The following is an 18606-nucleotide window of genomic DNA, read 5'->3' as shown; positions in this document are numbered from 1 at the left end:
TTCGTCGGCCGTTTGGCAGGAAGCATCGTCAGCCAGCGCTGGCTCCGAACGGCGGCCTGGACTTAGGCTTGCATGGACGCACGCGCCCTCTTCGGAGAGAACCCATGTCGGCAAACGGTGCCAAGATCCCGGTCACGGTCATCACGGGATTTCTCGGCTCGGGCAAGACGACGCTCCTCAACCAGTTGCTCGCGCAGGACGGCGCGGCCGGAACGGCCGTGATCGTCAACGAGTTCGGCGCGGTCGGCATCGACGGCCAACTCGTCGTCGGCGTCGACGAGGACATCATCGAGATCAACAACGGCTGCATCTGCTGCACCGTGCGGGCGGACCTCGTCAGCACGATCGAGCGCCTGCTGGCACGCCCGCAGCGAGTTCGCCGAATCCTGATCGAGACCACCGGCCTCGCGGACCCGGCACCCATCATCCAGAGCTTCATCCTCGACGAGCGGCTGCGCGCGGAAACCGAACTCGACGCGCTGGTGACGGTCGTGGACGCCCGGCACAATCCGCTCTGGCTCGCCCTCGGCGCCGAGGCGGAAGCGGCGGGTGGCGAGAACGTGGCGCAGGAGCAGATCGCCTTTGCGGACCTCCTGCTCCTGAACAAGACCGACCTCGTCGATGAGACGCAGCTCGCCACCTGCGAAGCCGACCTGCGCCGCCTGAATCCGCTCGCTCGCATCCGCCGGGTGAAGGACGGATCGATCCCTGCCGATGCGGTTCTCGACCTCCACGCCTTCGACCTCAGGAATGCGCTCAGCATCGAACCGGAGCTTTTATCCGACCTCACGCATGAGCACGACGACACCATCGCGAGCGTGGTGGTCGCCACCGATGAGGACTTCGATCCGTCCCGCTTCTTCACCTGGCTGAACCGCTTCGTTCAGGCCCGGGGCGCCGACATCTTCCGCATCAAGGGCATCGTGCCGCTCAGTGGCGAGGCCCGCCGCTACGTTTTCCACGGCGTCCACATGACGCTCGATGGTCGGCCCGGACGCCCCTGGTGCCCCGGCGAGGCACGTCGCGGCGAGATCGTCTTCATCGGGCGCAACCTCGCCCGAGCCGAGATCGAGGCCGAGGTGAACGCCTGCACGATCATGCGATCTGCTGCCTAATGCGCGTATGCCAACCGCGGCCGGGCCGGACCCGACAGGCTCGAGCGTGGTTTCAACCTCAGGAAAGGAAGGCTCGATGAAACTTCAGCACGCCCTCGGCGGCCTTGAAGGCCTTGATCCGGTCAAGCCCGAACTACGTGTGTTCGTAGAGCCCTGGGAAGAGCGCATCTTCGGCATTCACACCGCCATGATGGCGCTCAGCCCACACCTGAGCCTGCCGCAGACGTCGAGCGGCTTTCGCACGATCTGGACCTGGGCCGACCTGCGCAAGGGCGCGGAGGCGATGAACCCGTTCGACTACTTCAAGTATCGCTACTACGAAAAGTGGCTCGGCGGTATCTCCAGCTACTTCGTGGCCAACGGCTACATCACGCAAGCCGAACTCGATGCCCGGACGGACGCCTATCTGGCCAATCCCGCCGAGCCCTTGCCCATGGGCGGGACATCCGAGATCGACGATCGGATTCATCGCTACCTGATCGAGGGCGACTCGCCGTGGCATGAATGGGCGCACGCACCGCGGTTTTCCGTCGGCGACACGGTGCTCGTCGGGGATCCGCCCACGCTGGACCACACCCGCCTGCCGGGTTACCTGCGCAACCGAACCGGCATCGTCGAGACCGTCTACGACGATGCCTTCAGCTATCTCTGTTCGACGGGACCCGACGGCATCGGCCCGGCCATGCCGGTCTACTGCGTGAAGTTCGATCCGCAGCAGCTCTGGCCAGGCAACGCCGAGCCCAGTTTCATCCTCTACGCCGACCTATTCGACGCCTATCTTCGCCCGCTGGACGCGCGGGCCGCCGCCTGAGGGAGGTACCGATGACCGACCGCTTTGCCTATCCCGACGATCGCGAGCGACGCAACGCCGCCCGCGTGCGCGCACTCGAAGCCTTGCTGATCGAGAAGGGCATCATCACCGACCAGACCGTCGACAAGGTTATGCAGGCCTTCGCCACCGAGATGGGACCGTTCAACGGCGCCAAACTTGTTGCCCGGGCCTGGACGGACGATGCCTTCAAGGCCCTTCTGGTGAACGACACCATGGCGGCCGTCGCCCAACTCGGCCTGCCAACGGGGGCGGCTGGCGCGGAAGGCGAGCACATGCGGGCCGTTGCCAACACGCCCGATGTCCATAACCTCATCATCTGCACCCTGTGCTCGTGCTATCCCTGGCCTGTGCTGGGACTGCCGCCCTACTGGTACAAGGACCCGTCGTTCCGGGCCCGCGCTGCCCGCGAGCCGCGTGCGGTGCTCCGGGAGTTCGGCCTGCAGGTCGATCCGGCCAAGGAGATCCGAACCTGGGACAGCTCGGCCCAGATCCGCTGGTTCGTGGTGCCGGAACGGCCCGACGGCACCCAGGGCATGAGCGAGGACGAACTGGCAACGCTGGTGACGCCCGAGGCGATGATGGGCGTGGCGGTTGTCCTGCCGAAAGCTGCCTGAGGGGGCCTGCGGATGCAGACGCGCTTCGAGCACTTCGCGGTTGCCAGCATGCTGAACCAACCGGACACGCCTCCGCGGACGAACGGCAGCCTCTGCTTCGCGCATCCCTGGGAGCGCGAGGCCTTCGGCTTGGCGATTGCTCTGGCGCGGGACGGCCACTTCGAGTGGGAGGACTTCCGGGAGGCCCTCATCCGAGAGATCGCCGCGTGGGAGGCGCAGCACCACCCTGATGATCCAACCTGGGACTATTATGAGTGCTGGCTGACGGCGCTAGAAAGCGTGATCTCCACGCGCCTTCCAAAGTTGGCGACTCGTGCTTGACGTCGATCGATCGGTTGCGCGCTTAAAGGATCGCCTGTTTCGACCTAAGACCAGCGGCGTCGTTTCACAGCGGTCAAGACATCAGACGCGCATATCAAACAGCCCCAATGGGATATGACCTACTGACGTCATGGTCGCATGCGAAGTGCCCGCTTTTGGGCGTTGCTCGCGGCAACTTGTACGACCAAGTTGGGTTGGAAACGGAACGTCTACTTCACGGCGAGATGCAAGGTTCCAGTTGCCACCCTTCTCGGACGTCTAGGGTCGGTGCCGAGCGTCAGTTTTCCACCATTGCCTACCAGTAGGGCGCGACGATCACTCCTAGGACAAATCCTAGGATCATCACCAAAATAAGGAGGCGTGCGGCTGAGCGGGCTTCGCCAGACGCGCGGAGTCTCGTCGGACGGTAAGAAAGGCAAACGGGGACCATCATGACTAGCCTTCCCGGATTGCCCCCCGAAGCTTTTGCCAAGCAGGATCATACACCAGATACCCTGTTCTACGCGCAGCCCCGCTTCGTCACCCATATCGACGACGCAGCCATCGAAGCCGTCACCGACTTCTATCGCTCGCACCTGCCGCCCGGCGGTCGCATCCTCGACTTGATGTCGAGTTGGGTCAGCCACCTGCCTGGGGAGGCCGCTTACGCCAGTGTGATCGGGCATGGATTGAACGAACGCGAGCTTGCCGCCAACCCGCGCCTGACGCAGCATTTCGTGCAGGATCTCAACGCCGATCCGACCCTGCCCCTGGAAACCGCCGGCATCGACGCCGCCCTCATCTGCGTCGGGGTTCAGTACCTCCAAGACCCTGTGGCAGTCCTCAGCGAGGTCGCGCGGGTACTGGTGCCGGACGCCCCCGTGATCATCACCTTCTCGAATCGGTGTTTCGCATCCAAGGCGGTGGCCATCTGGCGCGCGCTAAGCGGGGACGATAAAGTGCGGCTCATCGACCTCTATTTGCGGCACGCCGGGTTCCTCACCGTAGAGGCCTATGGCGTAATGCCGGAGGGCGAACTCAGCGATCCACTATGGGCAGTAATTGGTCGAACGCCATGACCAAAGGACGACAGATAGTGCCAATAGGGTGATGAGAAATCACACGGCCGTGTCAGATGACCCTGTTCTACAACCTAGAGCAGGGTCATCTGCCCATAGATTTATCGACGGCAAATCAAACCTTGCTACCTCCATCAAACGCCCGTGATGGGTGGTCTGCGGTCGGTCGTAAGTCGTCCGAGGCGAACATTGTAGATGTCTGGCGCAGGACCACCTCATGCCGAACGAGCGAATCACGATCAGGACGCGCGACGGCGATTGCCCGTTGTACTTGATGACTCCCGTCAGCGACGGACTATGGCCCGCGGTGATCTTCCTCATGGACGCCGGTGGTATCCGGCCGGCGCTGCTCGACATGGCCCAACAGCTCGCTAACTCGGGCTACATCGTCCTGCTGCCGGATCTGTTCTACCGTTACGGACCCTATGGGCCGTTCGTGCCCAAGGAGGTGTTCGCGGGTGACTTTCGCGCTATCCTTGGACCGCTGATGTCTACGACGAGTCCCATCAAGGCTGCTGAGGATGCAGAGGCCCTGCTCGCTTACCTTGATACGCGCGACGACGTCGGAGGTCGCAAGATTGGGGTGGTGGGCTTCTGCATGGGCGGCGGCATGGCCCTAGCCACAGCGGGAACCTACCCCGAGCGGTTCGCGGCGGCCGCAAGCTTTCACGGGGGCAATCTCGCAACTGATGCGCCGACCAGCCCCCACCTTTTCGCGCCGACGCTGAAGGCGGAGGTCTACATCGGCGCGGCGGATAACGACGGCAGCTACCCGCCTGCGATGGCCGAGCGACTGCAGAGATCTCTAACGGAGGCCGGGGTACGTTATACGACGCAAACTTACCCCGCCGCGCACGGTTGGATGATGCCGGACTTTCCCGTCTACGATCACGCCGCCGCCGAGCGTGGCTGGAGCGAAATGCTTACGCTCTTCGGTCGGACCCTGCACGGCGGCGAGTGATGACGTGCGGCACCGATCCAGCGTCCGCCTAATAAAGGCAAGGTGTGAAATAGCCTGGACGGGGAGTTCGGGTTGGTAGCAGCGTTTGGCGCGACGAGTGGAAGAGAGCCTTCAGCTGCATATTTGCTCCCGTTTTTCGGTGGCCGCAGCCTGATACCGGAAGGCGGATGCGCGTTTCGGACGTGCTCACTGGGAAGGCTCTGCTGCGACCTCGCTCCAGTCCGGCAGGGGAAAGGACCGGTCGTAGGCAAGATTGAAGAGGAATGCGTAGGCCACGTAGAACGCTGCGATCGCAATATCCATGACGAAGGCCTGGGCGAGGCCAATGCCAAGGTACCAGGCGATCGCAGGCAGCAGGATAACGAGCAGGCCCGCTTCGAACAACACGGCGTGACCGACCCGTAGGACGAGGGTCTTGCGCGTGTGCCCGACCAGCCGCTGCATCGCTCGATCGAAGCCGAGGTTGTAGGCGTAGTTCCACGTCGTCGCCACGAGAGCGCTGCCCACACCGATCGCGCCCATATCGGAACCGTGCAGGCCGAACAGCACGGTCCCAAGCGGAATAATGAGCGCGAGCCCAACTACCTCGAACAGTATGGCGTGCCGGATACGGTCGCGTGTGCTGCGCATGAATTTGCCTGGAAGGTGCCTCTGGTCCACTGCTTTCTATCTGTGATACTCCCACCCGAAAGTTGGAATATATCTGGAAATTAGATAGGTGACTGTCTCCTTCGACCAACTTCAGGCCTTCGTGGCGGCGGCCGAGGCTGGGTCGTTTTCTGGGGCTGCCCGCGTGCTGCACAAGGCACAGTCGGCCGTCAGTACACACGTGGCGAACCTCGAGGCGGATCTAGGTCTAGCCCTGTTCAGCCGGGCAGGTAGGAACCCAGTGCTCACCCCGGCGGGTGAACGGCTGCTGCTGGAGGCGCAGGTCGTGCTCGACCGGCGGGAGCACTTAATTGGGGTGGCGAGCAGCCTGGAACAGCGGGTAGAGAACCGTCTGGTGGTCGCCATCGACGAACTCTATCCCGAGCATGCCCTCGGCGCTCTGTTCGCCGACTTCGCCGGGCGCTTCCCTTTCGTGGAACTGGAGCTTCTCTTCCCGCTGATGGAGGATGTCAGCCGCATGGTGCAGTCTGGAGCCGCCGACCTTGGCGTGATGTGGCGTCAGGAGGTGCTGCCCACAGAGCTCGGCTTCCAGACCATCGGCTGGGTGCCCCTCAAGCTCGTGTGCGGGCGCGACCATCCGCTGGCGAAGGCGCGGGTGGAGTGGGAGGAGCTCAAGCGCTACCGCCAGATCCTCGTCGCCGCCCGCAGCGACGGACCGGAGAAGCGCCGTCTGCGGGTGGCCGCCGAGGTGTGGTGGGTGGAGAGCCACTGGGTCATTCTGGAAATGGTGAAGCACGGGATAGGCTGGGCCTTCGTCACCGATCACGTCATCGCCGCATCCCTCACCGCGCCATACCTTGTCACGCCGGATCTGCAGTTCGACAAGGGTGACTGGCCCATCGCCCTGGAACTGGTCTGGCACAAGCAGCGCCCCTGTGGCCCCGCCGGAGCATGGCTCCGCGAGCGCTTCGCGGCAGAACGGGTCGGCAGTTTGTCAGAAGGCGACCGGACAGCCTGAGGGATGAGCGTTGCTGTTCGGACGACGAATGGCCGCTTCCGGGAAGCGCTGACGGCTGTCGGCACGGCTGGCATGGGTCAACATCGGCCGGACCGTTCAACTGCCAAGTTAGGTGAAAGGCAGTCAGGCGCCTTGTTCGAATAACCTCTTACCCCAGATGGACCAGAGCCTCCGCTCCTGAACACCGCTGAATGTCCCAAATCATCTGACGACGGACAATCCTAATGAAGGGGTGGTGACAAGAGCGGCGTTGTGGCCGGGGGCACGCAAATCGGCGTTTGGGCGGGTGCGTCGGCTGGGCAGCCGGCAGGCACGGCTATCGGTGTCGGAGGCTCAGTATTCCTGGGCCAGCATGATGGTGAGGATGCGCACGGTCACCGCCGGGTCGGACGGGTCAGGCGAGTGCCCGACCATGGCGCGGTCGTAGGTGTCGATCTTCCAGAAACACCGGTGCCCAGCGAGATCGAAGGCGCCGAAATCGTGCTCGCCATACGGGTCGTCGGCGACGCTGAAGGCCGCGAACGATTGCACCGCCGCCTCGGCCTCGCGACGCTGATTCTCCGGCAGGTTGGCGATCCCGCGCGATAGCATCACATGGCCGCCGGCAAAGCTCTGGCGGAAGGCATCGTTCAGGGCACGCACTCGTTCGGTGCGGGTAGTCGAGGCGGGATCCGCCTCGACGCTGATGGGGGCAGGTCGGCTCATGCCCCTGGCTTCGCGCTCTGAACCGCGCCCGGCGGCAGCAAGCCAAGCTCGCTGCGGTACCGGGTGATCAGGGGATCGTCGGGCCAGTCGCGCCACTGAAGCTCGAACGCGTCGTCGGCTTTCGTGTACATGATGATCGCTTCGAACCAGCCCTCCGATGGGCCGGCACAGGCGAGTACGAGGCAGCCGCGTTCGATGCCGGGCCAATCGGTCGGCGCCTTGAAGCCCCCGCCACCGCCTCCGGGGCCAGCGGCGCCACTCGCCCCGCCCCCTGAGGCTGGAGGGGCGCCAGCGGCCTTGCCTGCGGCCCCGACTGGTACGGCCGCATCGGGCAGGCCCGCCGCCGCGACGAGCCGGTTGAACAGCTCGGCTTTGACGAACGGCACAAAGGCTTTGCCGCTCCCGAACAGCCGTCCCTGGGGCAGGCTGACGGCAAGGCTTTGGTGAGTGTCGTCGCTGATCTCGAGCACATGCATGCCCATCAGGCCGGCGGCGCGCTCGGCCTCGGCCTTGTCACCGGCGGCAAAGCGCGAGGCGTGGGGGCGTTGCCGTTCGTCGCGGCCGAATAGGATCAGGCCAGTCGGTATGGCTGCTGCTGTCGTGGTGGCGGTGTTCGGGGTCATCAAAGGGCTCCAGAAACGACGAAGGCGGCCCGAAGGCCGCCTTGCGATAGGTATGAGGGGGAGGATGCACCCGCCTGCTGCCAGTGAGGCTCGGGTGGCGGTAAAGGTCGCAACAGCAGGGGCATCGGGGGCATCCGCTCAGCTGCGAAATCAGCCCGCAGCGACCCTCACATTATAAGATTATCATCCTAATGTCAACTTTAGTTCGATTATGGCGATTCATATAAAGCCTTTGCTCTGTTATTAATCGGTATATATCAAATAGTAGTATGTATATAAGATAGTTAAAACAATCTTCCTGCGCCGACTTCTCATAGTCCAGTATTTTGATTAATGAACACGATAGGTTCTGAAGAAATACCGCAATTAGTCATTTAATCGGTTAGCCAGCACCGAAGTCCCGTCAACATTTCCTAGAGGCTAATGTGATGCTAGACGGGGCCGTACAGAAATTCCAATAGGTAAGTGAGGCAAAGGTGGGATGGGCGACCATCGCGCTGCGGTTCAAGTTAGGGGCGGACGCCCTAATCGTTTTTTGGCAAGGCTGCTTACCTTATAATATCCGTAAGACCGGCGTTATCTTCGGAGCGGGCCGTTGCATGAGAGTGAGCAATAGGCGCGCCTGATACCTAATCGATACACTGAACGGAGCGTTCTGAGAACTACTGTTGGCTGCGAGCAAGGGTGGCAGGACTGGAGGCGGCGGCCTATCCATGCTGACAGGAAATGCGATCCTCTACGCGTTCCGTCGCATGGAGCAGCTGGCGTCACGAGCCCTCGCGGGCGAGCTTGACCAGCTCGCCGCGCTCAGGAAACCGACTACCCGATAGGACGGTCGGCGGCTATTCGGCTGCCATGTGCGCCACATCTACCGCAGAGGCCCGTGCCGCACAGAACTTGAACTCCGGGATCTTGCCCATCGGATCAAGCGCCGGGTTGGTCAGAAGGTTAGCTGCAGCCTCGGCGTAGCAGAACGGCATGAAAATCATTCCTGCCGGTACATCGCGGTCGGATCGCACCTTCAGGTAAACGGCCCCCCGGCGAGTCTCCAGTTTCATCGTATCACCGGGTTCGAGGCCGAGGCGATAGAGTTCCTTCGGCGCTAGGAAGGCCACCGCTTCCGGTTCGAGGGCATCGAGGACGCCCGCTCGCCGTGTCATCGAGCCGGTATGCCAGTGCTCCAGTACCCGGCCGGTCGATAGAACCATCGGGTACTCCTCATCCGGCACCTCATCGGGCGGGACGATGGCCGCCGGGACGATTTTGGCCCGGCCAGTCTCAGTTGGGAAGCCGGCGTAGAAGATGATCTCATTGCCGGGCTTGTCGGGCGCGTCGACTGGGTACGTCACAGCACCTTCGCGTTCCAGACGCTCCCATGTGATGTTATTGAATGAGGGCATCACCCGAGCCATCTCGGCGAAGATATCGGCCGGCCCGCCGTAATTCCAGACTAGCCCCATCCGGTTGGCAAGCTCCTGGATGATCCACCAATCCTGGCGGGCGTCGCCCGGCGGCGAGACAACCGGCTGGGCGATCTGCACCCGGCGGTCAGTGTTGGTAAAGGTGCCGGCCTTTTCGGCGAACGCCGACGCCGGCAGCACCACGTCGGCATGGAAAGCGGTCTCGGTCAGAAATAGATCTTGCACGACGAGGTGATCGAGCATGGCCAGCGCGTGCCGGGCGTGGTTGAGGTCGGGATCAGACATAGCCGGATTCTCACCCTCGACGAACATGCCCTTGATCTCGCCCGCGTGGATCGCGCGCATGATCTCCACCACGGTCAGCCCATTATTCGGATCAAGCGACTGGCCCCAGAATTCCTCGAAGAGTTTGCGCACCGCCTCTTTCTCGACTGACTGGTAGTCCGGATACACCATCGGGATCAGGCCGGCGTCCGATGCGCCTTGGACGTTGTTCTGCCCCCGTAGCGGGTGCAGACCTGTGCCTGGGCGCCCGATTTGCCCGGTGATCAGAGCCAGCGCGATGAGGCACCGCGCGTTGTCTGTGCCGTGGACATGCTGGCTGACGCCCATACCCCAAAAGATAATTGAGGACTTGGCCCGAGCGTAGAGCCGAGCAACCTCGCGCAGGGTCTCGGCGTCGATGCCGCAGACCAAGGCCATTCTCTCCGGCGTGAAATCGACGATCTTTTCCTTCAGAGCCTCGAAGTTTTCCGTGTAACCCGCGATGTATTGCTCGTCGTAGAGCCGCTCCGTAACGATGACGTTGAGCATCGCGTTGAGCATCGCGACGTCAGAACCCGGTTTGAAGGCGAGGTGTCTGAAGGCATGCCGCGACAGGGACTGCCGCCGCGGGTCCATGACGATCAGCTTGGCGCCGTGCTGCTTTACGGCATTCTTGAGGAAGGTCGCCGCAACCGGGTGGTTCACGGTCGGGTTAGCACCGATCACGATGATGACCTCAGCGTCGAGTGCCGCCGAGAACGGCGCCGTGACGGCGCCAGAGTTCAAGCCTTCCATCAGCGCGGCAACTGAGGACGCGTGGCACAGGCGCGTACAGTGGTCGACGTTGTTGGAGCCGAAGCCGAGCCGGACGAGCTTTTGGAAGAGATAAGCTTCCTCATTCGAGCCCTTGGCAGAGCCGAAGCCGGCGAGGGACCTGCGACCGTGGGTGTCGCGGACGGTCGTGAGGCCACCAGCTGCGCGGTCGAGCGCCTCCTCCCAGGTTGCCTCGCGAAAATGCGTCCACGGGTTGGCTGGATCGACCTGGTCGTTGGCGTCCTTGGGGACGTTGTCGAGTCGGATCAGAGGTGCCGTCAAGCGATGGGGGTGGTGGATGTAGTCGAAGCCGAAGCGACCCTTTACGCAGAGTCGGTTGTGGTTTGCCGGCCCGTCCACGCCCTCGGCGTAGACGATCCGCTCGTCCTTGACTTTGTAGGAGACCTGGCAGCCGACGCCGCAATACGGGCAAAGGGAAGTGACCTCTCGGTCGGGATAGACCGTCCGGGTGTTGTGCTCGGCGTCCAGGTAGGCGGACGGCATCAGCGCGCCGGTGGGGCAGGCCTGGACGCACTCGCCGCAGGCAACGCAGGTCGAGCCGCCCATCGGGTCATCGAAATCAAAGACGATCTTGGCATCGGCGGAACGGTAGGCCATGCCAATCACGTCGTTGACCTGGACCTCGCGGCAAGCGCGAACGCAGAGGTTGCACTGGATGCACGCGTCGAGGTTGACGCTCATGGCTGGGTGACTGAAGTCGCCGTTCCAGCGTTCGGCCGCCGGGAAACGGCTTTCGGTGACGTCCAGGAAGTCGGCCTGCACCCAGAAATGCGACGTTGGATCGTGCGAGGTCTCGCGCTCCGGCTGGTCGGCGACGAGCAGTTCGAGCACCATCGCCCGGGCCTTAGTCGCCCGCTCGGATGCTGACTTCACCTTCATGCCGATGGCGGGGGTACGCTTACACGAGGCGGCGAGGACACGCTCGCCTTCGATTTCGACCATGCAGGCACGGCAGTTGCCGTCCGGGCGGTACCCGGGGTCGGGCTTGTGGCAGAGGTGCGGGATGTGTGTCCCGATTCGCTTGGCCACCGCCCAGATCGTCTCGCCGGGCTGAGCCTCGACCTGCCGACCATCGAGTTCGAACGCAATCGACGACGGGGCGACCGGGCCGTCCCTCAATCCGAACGTCCCGGACGGATCAGGGGCGGCCTGCCCCCCGGACTTGGCCCCTTGCGAGTAGGCGCCGCCGGCATCGGGTTTCGATCCCTGCGCCGGGCCGCCGGCATCCTGTGCACCGTCGGCTCGGATTTCGGGTTCTGCGGATTTGTCGCCGTGCGTTTCGGGGGCGTTGCTCATGCGTCCGCTCCTGGCTTGCGCGTGGAAAGGGTGATCGCGACCATCATTCTGCAGCCAGCGCCTTGGGGGCCGGGAAGAGATCAGGGAAGAATCGGATGACGCTGCTCAGGGGGTTCGAGGCCGCCTGGCCCAACCCGCAGATCGAGGCGTCGCGCATGCATTGGGCGAGCTCCCCCAAAAGCTCGGTGTCCCAGACGCCGTCCTCCATCAGGATGCGGGCCTTCTGAGTACCCGAGCGGCAGGGCGTGCATTGCCCACAACTCTCGTCCTCGAAGAACCGCATCAGGTTCAGGGCGGCCCCTCGCACGTCGTCCCGGTCGGACATCACTACGACGGCCGCTGAGCCGATGAAGCAGCCGTACTTTTCGAGGGTACCGAAATCGAGCGGGATGTCGTTCATTGACGCCGGTAGGATTCCGCCGGAAGCGCCACCCGGCAGGTAGGCCGAGAAGGTGTGGCCCTCCAGCATGCCGCCGCAATGCTCATCGATGAGTTCCTGTATAGTGAGGCCGGCGGGCGCAAGCTTCACACCCGGCTCCCTCACGCGTCCAGACACCGAATAGGAGCGCAGGCCGACACGGTCGTTACGGCCATGGCTCTTCCACCAGCCAGCGCCGCGTTCGATCAAGTCACGCACCCAGAACAACGTCTCGATGTTGTTGATGAGGGTCGGACGATTAAACAGACCGACCTGAAACGGGAACGGCGGCTTGTGCCGTGGCAGCCCTCGCTTGCCTTCGAGCGACTCGATCAGTGAGGATTCCTCGCCGCAGATATAGGCCCCGGCCCCGCGGCGCAGATGGATGCGCGGTCCGCCCGCAGGTAGCCGGGCGATTTCGCGCGTCAGTATCTCACGGGAGATCGGGTACTCGTCGCGAAGGTAGATATAGACGTCCGTGGCCTCTACCACGTGGGCGCCGATCAGCATGCCCTCGAGAAAGCGGTGCGGGTCGGTGTTTAGGTAGAGCTGATCCTTGAAGGTGCCGGGCTCGCCCTCGTCGCCGTTGACGGCCATCAACCGCGGCCCAGGTTCGCCGCGCACCGACTTCCACTTGCGTCCGGTCGGGAAACCCGCGCCGCCGAGACCGCGCAAGCCGCCGTCGTCAAGCACTTGTAAGATGTTGTCTACGGAAAGATCGCCGCCTCGGAGTCGGTCGAGCGTCGCGTATCCGCCGGTCGCCCTGTAAGAGTCATAGTCGATGTATTCGGACAGGTGGGCGTGGGTGTCACCGGCGTCGATGGCCGCCCGCACGGATGCCAAGTTGGCCTTATGGAGAAAATTGTGCCCGACCTCGACCGCGGGCGCGTGATCGCACAACCCGACACATGGGGCGCGCACGACGCGAACTTGGTCCGACGCCAACTCCATTTGGAGTGTCGTCAATAACTCGTCAGCGCCGAACATCGCGCAGGTAATGCTGTCGCAGACGCGGACGGTTAGGAGCGGGATGTCGGCGTCGCCCTCCTTCACGACATCGAAGTGGGCGTAGAAGGTTGCCGTCTCGAACACCTCTGCGAAAGCCAAGCCCATTTCATCGGCCAGTGCCGCAAGGTGACCCGAGCCGATCTGGCCATAGGTGTCCTGGATCAGGTGAAGATGCTCGATCAGAAGGTCGCGTTGGCGCGAACGCGTTCCGAGGAGTTCCTCGATCTCGACCTTGGCGCGTGGCTCGACTTGGCGGCCCTTCGGTACGGCACGGGCCTTGTTGCGTCCCTTGCCGGGGTGGGAGAAGTTCCTGACTGTCCCTGGGGCCTCACTCATGGGCGATCCGGTTTCCGTTCGTTCGTGAGTTGAATGGTGCAGTTTTGGCCTATTGGCCGCCGAAGGCCCGGAGCGGCTGGCCGCCTTCGGACCGATGTTTCATCGTCACCGCACCAGTGGCTTTATCCAGCGATGCGATCCGTGGACCGACGATTGACTGGAGTTCCAACTCGAAAGCGTCCAGGGCGGCGTTGATGCAGTCCTGCGGGTCACCGCCCGATCCTGTCCCGCCGTGGGGATCAATCGCATTGATCAGCGCGCTTCGAACCCGCTCAATAAGCTCCTGCGTAAGTGGCGGTTTCGCCTGATCGACGTAGGCTTCCGTAACAGCATCGGCCAGACTGGTAGCCGCTAAGGCGGGATGCTTGGTCATGGTCGGATTTGCGAATGAGCGATGAGGCGGTGCATGGCGTACCCATTCTGTCGGTAACCCGGCGATTGCCCTTTGGCTACCGGTCAATGCGCGATATAGTTCATGTGGTATACCACTTTTGCAATCGTTTAAAACTGCCGGCATGACGCGGGGGGGCTGGCATTGGAAGCATAGCTCATGCTTGACGTTATGACAGAGGCAGATCGGTCGCGGCGCTCCGAAACATGCTAGCGTTTTTCACCTGCTGCGGCTCCCGCGTCGATTAAGCGATCAGGTGTGGACGTATCGATGTTTGAGGGGACGTGGCGCAGTGCGACCGGTGCCGAGATCCGACTATGGCAGTTCGGGGAGGCGGTATCTGGCACATATGCAGACGGCCCCGCTGAGGCACTGATGCCGCATCGTGGTCGCATTCTCGTTGGAATGGCAGAGGGCGACGTTATCGGATTTGTGACGGCATCGGGAGCGCCACACGTAATCAGAAGCTGGGCGGGTCGTCTCTACCCGTCGGAAGGGGGCATGGGAGGCGAGATTCACCTTGTCTGCCAAGCAGTCGGACGGCGAGCATCGCGAAATAAGTTCTCGCGGTCGGTGACGCTCGATACCGTTGTGTTCACCCGTGTGGCCGCCGCGCTAGCGGAGGGTAGTCCTGAAGCCGGGACCGTTACGGGCTAAGTAAAATTGCCGTCGGCCGCATGAGACTCCCTCATTAAGCTCTGATGCCTTTTTAGCGGATTCGCCGCTATTCCACTATTGGGCCGCTCTATTTCCAGCCGCCATCGTGCCGCTCGCCGGTCATAACAACTGTCATCATGGCGTCTGGCAGTGGCCGCTGAAGCTCAAGGGCAATCTCGGTCGGCGCTTCGAGCCAGGTGCGCCATTCCTCGGCGGTCGTGAGAAGCACCGGCATGGCCTTGGGGTGAACCGGGCCGACGACTCCATTCGCATCGCAGGTCAGAAAGGAGAATAAGCGGTGCTCAGCCTCCTCGCGGTCGGGATTCTCAGCTTTCGTGCCTCGTACGCCGGTCCAGGGCCGCCAGATGCCGGCAAAGGCGAACAGGGGTCGATCCTGATCGAGGGCGAACCACGTCGGAGTCTTCTTCGGCTTGGTATCGGCATACTCGCAAAAGGACGAGACCGGCACGAGGCAGCGGTAATCAGGCTTGAGCCAGGGGCGCCAGTGCGGGCTCTTCACATTTCGCACGTTCGTGACCGGGTGCTCCCCGAACTGTTTAGGCCCGGAGATGCCCCAGCGCATCATCGCTAGCTCGCGCTCACTCCCGGCAATGCGCACGATGGGCGCCATCTGATCTGGGAAGATGCCGGTGAGCGGCGGCAGATTGCCGGCATGGTCGTGGGCAACGTCGAAGGCCTCGCGGATCTCGGCTTGTGAAGTCACGAGGCTGTAGAGATTGCACATCGCTTATGTCCTTGATGGCAGTCCCCTAGCCACCGCCTCGCCCGATGTGTCGAGCTTGGCCCGACACCCGATCCCATACTGGTTCGGCATCCGCGTGCCGATCTCGCGTTGCCAGCGACAGGTTTGCGTCAGCCTGAGGTAGACGTCCAGCATCGAGGCATGGTCACCAAAGGTCCGGCGCAAGCGGCTGATACGATAGATGCCTCGACGGTCGCATGGGCTGCAGACGATCACGATGTGCGATGCCCTGACGTCGCAAAGGCGCTCCATTTCAGGACACCGAATCGTTCAGCGCACCTCGGACATAGCCATACGACACAGCGAGCAGAGCCTCGGCCAACCGCCCTTCCAGAGTCAGGATGTCCTCGACGGCGAAGCGAAGGGCATGGTCGACGCTGCCATTGGCCGCTTCCAAATAGGCGATGGCTGTCACTTCGGCCTCTGTCATGGCAGCGATCTGCGCCACGTGATTGGCCATCATGGTAGACACCCCGTAAATGAGAACATATACAGAACACATGTTCCGCGCCGGGAGGTCAAGATGCATACCGCCGACCTGTGGATATCAGAGAATCCTGCCTCCAAGGGCCTGGCTTCGGACATGCCGCGACGGCCACGCGTAGGCTCGACGGTCAGCCCGGCATCGACACGCACGCGCGGAGATCGGGCCATGCATTTCGATGTCATGGAGGAGCGGCTTGGGCGCTGGGGCTGGTCGCTGCGCGACGCCTACGGCCAGGAAATCGCCCATTCGCTGATGCCGTACGCGAGCCGGGTTCAGGCTTCAGCTGCAGCCCTGGCATTCTCACAACTGGTGGCATGCGCCGGCAAGCAGATGCGGAGGCCGTAGGCCACGAGGCCAGCAGATCCGCTCAACGATCCTGTGCCGCGATGACCTGCCACGTTTACCGCAGCGCATCCAAGTTAGGAAGTTCGCGTTACCAGGGTCGATGGCCGCGATTGTCTGCCGCTGTCAATGGGAACTACAGCACTCCATGGAGCGCAGCCGAGTCATCATTGGGATCCACGGTCTGGCGAACAAGCCGCCCGCCGACGAGAAGACGCGGTGGTGGAAGGAGGCCATCGCCGAGGGCCTTTCCCGGAACGAAGGGGTCGCTGACCCACGGTTTGCCTTCGAGTTCGTCTACTGGGCCGACCTGCGTTACGACGCGCCGCTGACCAAGGATGAAAACCGCGAGCCATACCGGCCCTACGACGGCATCGGGCCGATGACGGGTGGGGATGAGGCACCCGCGCTTACCGCCAAGGAAGTGCTGGCGCCTGTCTATGCAGGCATCGACATCGTAGAGGAAGTCACCGGCATCACGCCCGTAGACGATGTCATTCTGGAGAGCCGCTTCGACGACTTATGGCATTACCACGCCGAGCAAAGTTTCGCTCGGGCTGTCCGGAGGCGGCTGATAGAACGTCTTGAGGCCTTCCGGGACCATCGCATCCTACTCGTCGCGCATTCGATGGGATCTGTGATCGCTTACGATGCGCTGATGCAGCTGGAGCAGGAGGATTCGTCGGTTAAAGTCGAACACCTCGTAACCGCTGCCGCACCGCTAGGCCTGGCAAAGGTGAAGCTCAAGTTCGAGGCTGAGCATGGAGCCTTGCGGGTGCCTAATAACGTCTTGGCTTGGACGAACCTTACAGATAGCAATGACATCGTCTCCATAATGGGAAAATTGGAAACAGATTACGGACCGAACAACGCTGGCATGCGTGTTGCTGACCGCCGCGTCGTAAACGCCTATTTACGTCCCGATGCAACGTCGAACCACCACAAGTCCTACGGTTATCTTCGCACTCCGGAGTTTTCGCGTGTGGCATGCGGGTACGTCGATCCCCCTTTCGTTCCATCAAAGCCTCAAACTGCAAGCACCTGCATGTCCAATGCGGTTGAATTCAAGCGAACATAGGGTGCAGCTTCATACCTGCACGACGCCATACTTCATTTCCGCACAACAGGGGCGGTTCTCATCGGCTTTATCAGAAAGGTATACTCGATCATTAAAGCAATCACGGCTGAATGCTCTTTTCAAGGACTGGACGAGCGACTTCACGCAGCCTGCTTGTCGGCATAGCGACGACAATGCTGAAGGTATCCAACTTCGTGCCGACCGGCGAGCTCCACCACGCTCGACCATAGCCAGGACGGAGCTCCATCGGCCTCGCTAGAGCCCCGTGTGACTTCGCTCCTCCAAGCGACACACGTCGCCTCATCCATCTGCCGCCCATGTGCTTTGCCCACCACGTAGGCGAGGTACTGGGCCGCCCGGACGGCTTCCTGGCGCGAGAACTGATCGATGTCGAGCTTCGTGTCCTGCGGCGCGAGCTCGCGCATCACAACGGGTTTGCCGAGGAGGCGCATGGGTAACATTCGCTCACCCAGATTTGGTGAGAGTGCTCGTGCTCCGGTGACGACACGCTCGGCTGGATCCAAAGGCATCTCCACGCCCGTCGAGACCGGCGCTGCCGAGGCGACCGCCTCTTTGAGGTCCACAAGAGCTAACTTGCGTTTGCCACCCGGATTGTCGATGCGCACCAACCCGGCATAGCGCAGAAATCCAAGGGAACTGCATCCCTTCATCCAATAGGCAGCATCGATGAGGCGAACGTCGGCCTCTCCGCTGCGCCCGCTCAGCGTCAGTACAAGCCGACGCACGGCGTCATCCCGAAAGGCGTCGCCGAGCGCAGCCCGCTCCTCGGCATCGAGTGCCCAGAACCTTCGACCAAGCGGGATAGACGGCTCGATGTCCCTTAGGCGCTCACGCGCTAAGTGTTTCCATTGCCGGCCTAGGGCACGACGACGGACTGTACGAACGACGTCGGGCTCTGGCGGTGATTCGTTCAGGCTTCGTCCGCCCAAACCCCAAGCATAACCCCGAACCATTTCTTCCAGCATTTGAGCCGTAACGACGCCAGGTAAGTCCGAGCCACGCGCTGCGCTGGTAAGCGAAAGGCCGAGACGCACGAGATCGTGGGTCGGATTGCCGATGACGGTCTGGTCAAGGTCGCGGATCTGGATATCGACCCGACCGTCCGCATCGGCGAGGGGGCCAAGGTTGCCCACGTGGCAATCGCCACAGATCCAGACGGGCGGCCCCTCAGGCAGAGTGCCCTGTGCTAGGCCGTCCAACCACTCATAGAACTTCAAGGTGTTGCCCCGGACGTAGGCATGGGCGGACCGGGCCATTTTGAGGGTACGTTGCCGTTCCAGCGCTGCCGCTCGCTGTTCCGGGCCGTAATTCTCTTCCCCGCGCATCGACAAACCTTTGGACGCTAACCGTGAACGACTTGGCGCATCCACCACCAGAGCCACCTCAACAACGCCCGATATCAACGTCGGAATGCGCGGCCAAACGCCTCCGCAC

At 62.6% G+C, this 18606-nt stretch carries 18 protein-coding genes; 9 read left to right on the top strand and 9 right to left on the bottom strand.

Annotation, left to right across the window (positions count from 1 at the left end):
- Nucleotides 1–104 precede the first annotated feature (104 nt).
- The 6 genes from A3OK_RS0115920 to A3OK_RS0115895 all read left to right on the top strand — a co-directional run bounded on the left by A3OK_RS0115920 (nucleotide 105) and on the right by A3OK_RS0115895 (nucleotide 4901).
- Nucleotides 105–1115 (top strand): GTP-binding protein, encoded by a 1011-nt coding sequence (locus A3OK_RS0115920; RefSeq protein WP_019905891.1) that lies wholly within the window; start codon nucleotides 105–107, stop codon nucleotides 1113–1115.
- 76 nt (nucleotides 1116–1191) lie between these two features.
- The gene (nthB, locus tag A3OK_RS0115915) at nucleotides 1192–1926 is read left to right on the top strand and encodes a nitrile hydratase subunit beta (protein WP_019905890.1); all 735 of its coding nucleotides are present in this window, start codon (nucleotides 1192–1194) and stop codon (nucleotides 1924–1926) included.
- Between the two features lie 11 nt (nucleotides 1927–1937).
- Nucleotides 1938–2561 carry a nitrile hydratase subunit alpha gene (gene nthA, locus A3OK_RS0115910; RefSeq protein ID WP_019905889.1) on the top strand — a complete coding sequence of 208 codons (624 nt, stop codon included), beginning with the start codon at nucleotides 1938–1940 and terminating at the stop codon, nucleotides 2559–2561.
- 12 nt (nucleotides 2562–2573) lie between these two features.
- A complete protein-coding gene (locus A3OK_RS0115905; protein WP_019905888.1) occupies nucleotides 2574–2882 on the top strand; it encodes a nitrile hydratase accessory protein in 309 nt (102 codons plus the stop codon).
- A 431-nt stretch (nucleotides 2883–3313) separates the two neighbouring features.
- A complete protein-coding gene (locus A3OK_RS0115900; protein WP_019905887.1) occupies nucleotides 3314–3940 on the top strand; it encodes a methyltransferase domain-containing protein in 627 nt (208 codons plus the stop codon).
- A 217-nt stretch (nucleotides 3941–4157) separates the two neighbouring features.
- Nucleotides 4158–4901 carry a dienelactone hydrolase family protein gene (locus A3OK_RS0115895; RefSeq protein ID WP_019905886.1) on the top strand — a complete coding sequence of 248 codons (744 nt, stop codon included), beginning with the start codon at nucleotides 4158–4160 and terminating at the stop codon, nucleotides 4899–4901.
- 186 nt (nucleotides 4902–5087) lie between these two features.
- Here the strand turns inward: A3OK_RS0115895 and A3OK_RS0115890 are convergent, their stop codons facing one another.
- Entirely contained in the window at nucleotides 5088–5531 is a 444-nt protein-coding gene (locus tag A3OK_RS0115890) for a PACE efflux transporter (RefSeq protein WP_026597319.1), read from the bottom strand.
- An 88-nt stretch (nucleotides 5532–5619) separates the two neighbouring features.
- Here A3OK_RS0115890 and A3OK_RS0115885 point away from each other — a divergent pair, with 88 nt between their 5' ends.
- The gene (locus A3OK_RS0115885; RefSeq protein WP_019905884.1) at nucleotides 5620–6528 is read left to right on the top strand and encodes a LysR family transcriptional regulator; all 909 of its coding nucleotides are present in this window, start codon (nucleotides 5620–5622) and stop codon (nucleotides 6526–6528) included.
- Between the two features lie 333 nt (nucleotides 6529–6861).
- On the opposite strand, the gene A3OK_RS0115880 is transcribed toward A3OK_RS0115885, so the two are convergent.
- From A3OK_RS0115880 to A3OK_RS0115840, 7 genes are all read right to left on the bottom strand, one after another.
- The gene (locus A3OK_RS0115880; RefSeq protein WP_019905883.1) at nucleotides 6862–7233 is read right to left on the bottom strand and encodes a DUF3768 domain-containing protein; all 372 of its coding nucleotides are present in this window, start codon (nucleotides 7231–7233) and stop codon (nucleotides 6862–6864) included.
- Nucleotides 7230–7856, bottom strand: coding sequence for a hypothetical protein (locus A3OK_RS0115875; RefSeq protein WP_019905882.1), 627 nt, complete (start codon nucleotides 7854–7856; stop codon nucleotides 7230–7232). The genes A3OK_RS0115880 and A3OK_RS0115875 overlap by 4 nt, the downstream gene beginning before the upstream one ends.
- 842 nt (nucleotides 7857–8698) lie before the next feature.
- Complete coding sequence (gene fdhF / locus A3OK_RS0115865; RefSeq protein ID WP_019905880.1) at nucleotides 8699–11671, bottom strand: formate dehydrogenase subunit alpha; 2973 nt, start codon at nucleotides 11669–11671, stop codon at nucleotides 8699–8701.
- A 43-nt stretch (nucleotides 11672–11714) separates the two neighbouring features.
- Entirely contained in the window at nucleotides 11715–13433 is a 1719-nt protein-coding gene (locus A3OK_RS0115860; protein ID WP_019905879.1) for an NAD(P)H-dependent oxidoreductase subunit E, read from the bottom strand.
- Nucleotides 13434–13482: 49 nt separating this feature from the next.
- Nucleotides 13483–13806 carry a hypothetical protein gene (locus tag A3OK_RS0115855; protein WP_019905878.1) on the bottom strand — a complete coding sequence of 108 codons (324 nt, stop codon included), beginning with the start codon at nucleotides 13804–13806 and terminating at the stop codon, nucleotides 13483–13485.
- A gap of 763 nt (nucleotides 13807–14569) precedes the next feature.
- A complete protein-coding gene (locus tag A3OK_RS0115850; protein WP_019905877.1) occupies nucleotides 14570–15226 on the bottom strand; it encodes an SOS response-associated peptidase in 657 nt (218 codons plus the stop codon).
- Nucleotides 15227–15497: 271 nt separating this feature from the next.
- Entirely contained in the window at nucleotides 15498–15692 is a 195-nt protein-coding gene (locus A3OK_RS0115840; protein ID WP_019905875.1) for a hypothetical protein, read from the bottom strand.
- 204 nt (nucleotides 15693–15896) lie between these two features.
- On the opposite strand from A3OK_RS0115840, the gene A3OK_RS0115835 reads away from it, so the two are divergent.
- The gene (locus A3OK_RS0115835) at nucleotides 15897–16076 is read left to right on the top strand and encodes a hypothetical protein (RefSeq protein WP_019905874.1); all 180 of its coding nucleotides are present in this window, start codon (nucleotides 15897–15899) and stop codon (nucleotides 16074–16076) included.
- A gap of 145 nt (nucleotides 16077–16221) precedes the next feature.
- Entirely contained in the window at nucleotides 16222–17151 is a 930-nt protein-coding gene (locus A3OK_RS0115830; RefSeq protein WP_155912042.1) for an alpha/beta hydrolase, read from the top strand.
- Between the two features lie 140 nt (nucleotides 17152–17291).
- Here A3OK_RS0115830 and A3OK_RS0115825 read toward each other — a convergent pair whose 3' ends face one another.
- Nucleotides 17292–18497 (bottom strand): DUF2252 family protein, encoded by a 1206-nt coding sequence (locus tag A3OK_RS0115825; RefSeq protein WP_026597317.1) that lies wholly within the window; start codon nucleotides 18495–18497, stop codon nucleotides 17292–17294.
- Nucleotides 18498–18606 lie beyond the last annotated feature (109 nt).

It is taken from the genome of Methylobacterium sp. 77 (assembly GCF_000372825.1).
GTDB lineage: Bacteria > Pseudomonadota > Alphaproteobacteria > Rhizobiales > Beijerinckiaceae > Methylobacterium.
The sequence above is the reverse complement of the archived record's forward strand: the minus strand, read 5'-3'. Positions and strand labels throughout refer to the sequence as shown.

Coding starts and splice junctions, on each gene's coding strand:
- fdhF (WP_019905880.1), bottom strand. CDS start 11,671: ATGAGCAACGCCCCCGAAACGCACGGCGACAAATCCGCAGAACCCGAA.
- A3OK_RS0115875 (WP_019905882.1), bottom strand. CDS start 7,856: ATGACCCCGAACACCGCCACCACGACAGCAGCAGCCATACCGACTGGC.
- A3OK_RS0115895 (WP_019905886.1), top strand. CDS start 4,158: ATGCCGAACGAGCGAATCACGATCAGGACGCGCGACGGCGATTGCCCG.
- A3OK_RS0115855 (WP_019905878.1), bottom strand. CDS start 13,806: ATGACCAAGCATCCCGCCTTAGCGGCTACCAGTCTGGCCGATGCTGTT.
- A3OK_RS0115860 (WP_019905879.1), bottom strand. CDS start 13,433: ATGAGTGAGGCCCCAGGGACAGTCAGGAACTTCTCCCACCCCGGCAAG.
- A3OK_RS0115920 (WP_019905891.1), top strand. CDS start 105: ATGTCGGCAAACGGTGCCAAGATCCCGGTCACGGTCATCACGGGATTT.
- A3OK_RS0115835 (WP_019905874.1), top strand. CDS start 15,897: ATGCATTTCGATGTCATGGAGGAGCGGCTTGGGCGCTGGGGCTGGTCG.
- A3OK_RS0115825 (WP_026597317.1), bottom strand. CDS start 18,497: ATGCGCGGGGAAGAGAATTACGGCCCGGAACAGCGAGCGGCAGCGCTG.
- A3OK_RS0115880 (WP_019905883.1), bottom strand. CDS start 7,233: ATGAGCCGACCTGCCCCCATCAGCGTCGAGGCGGATCCCGCCTCGACT.
- A3OK_RS0115900 (WP_019905887.1), top strand. CDS start 3,314: ATGACTAGCCTTCCCGGATTGCCCCCCGAAGCTTTTGCCAAGCAGGAT.
- A3OK_RS0115850 (WP_019905877.1), bottom strand. CDS start 15,226: ATGTGCAATCTCTACAGCCTCGTGACTTCACAAGCCGAGATCCGCGAG.
- nthB (WP_019905890.1), top strand. CDS start 1,192: ATGAAACTTCAGCACGCCCTCGGCGGCCTTGAAGGCCTTGATCCGGTC.
- A3OK_RS0115890 (WP_026597319.1), bottom strand. CDS start 5,531: ATGCGCAGCACACGCGACCGTATCCGGCACGCCATACTGTTCGAGGTA.
- A3OK_RS0115905 (WP_019905888.1), top strand. CDS start 2,574: ATGCAGACGCGCTTCGAGCACTTCGCGGTTGCCAGCATGCTGAACCAA.
- A3OK_RS0115830 (WP_155912042.1), top strand. CDS start 16,222: ATGGAGCGCAGCCGAGTCATCATTGGGATCCACGGTCTGGCGAACAAG.
- nthA (WP_019905889.1), top strand. CDS start 1,938: ATGACCGACCGCTTTGCCTATCCCGACGATCGCGAGCGACGCAACGCC.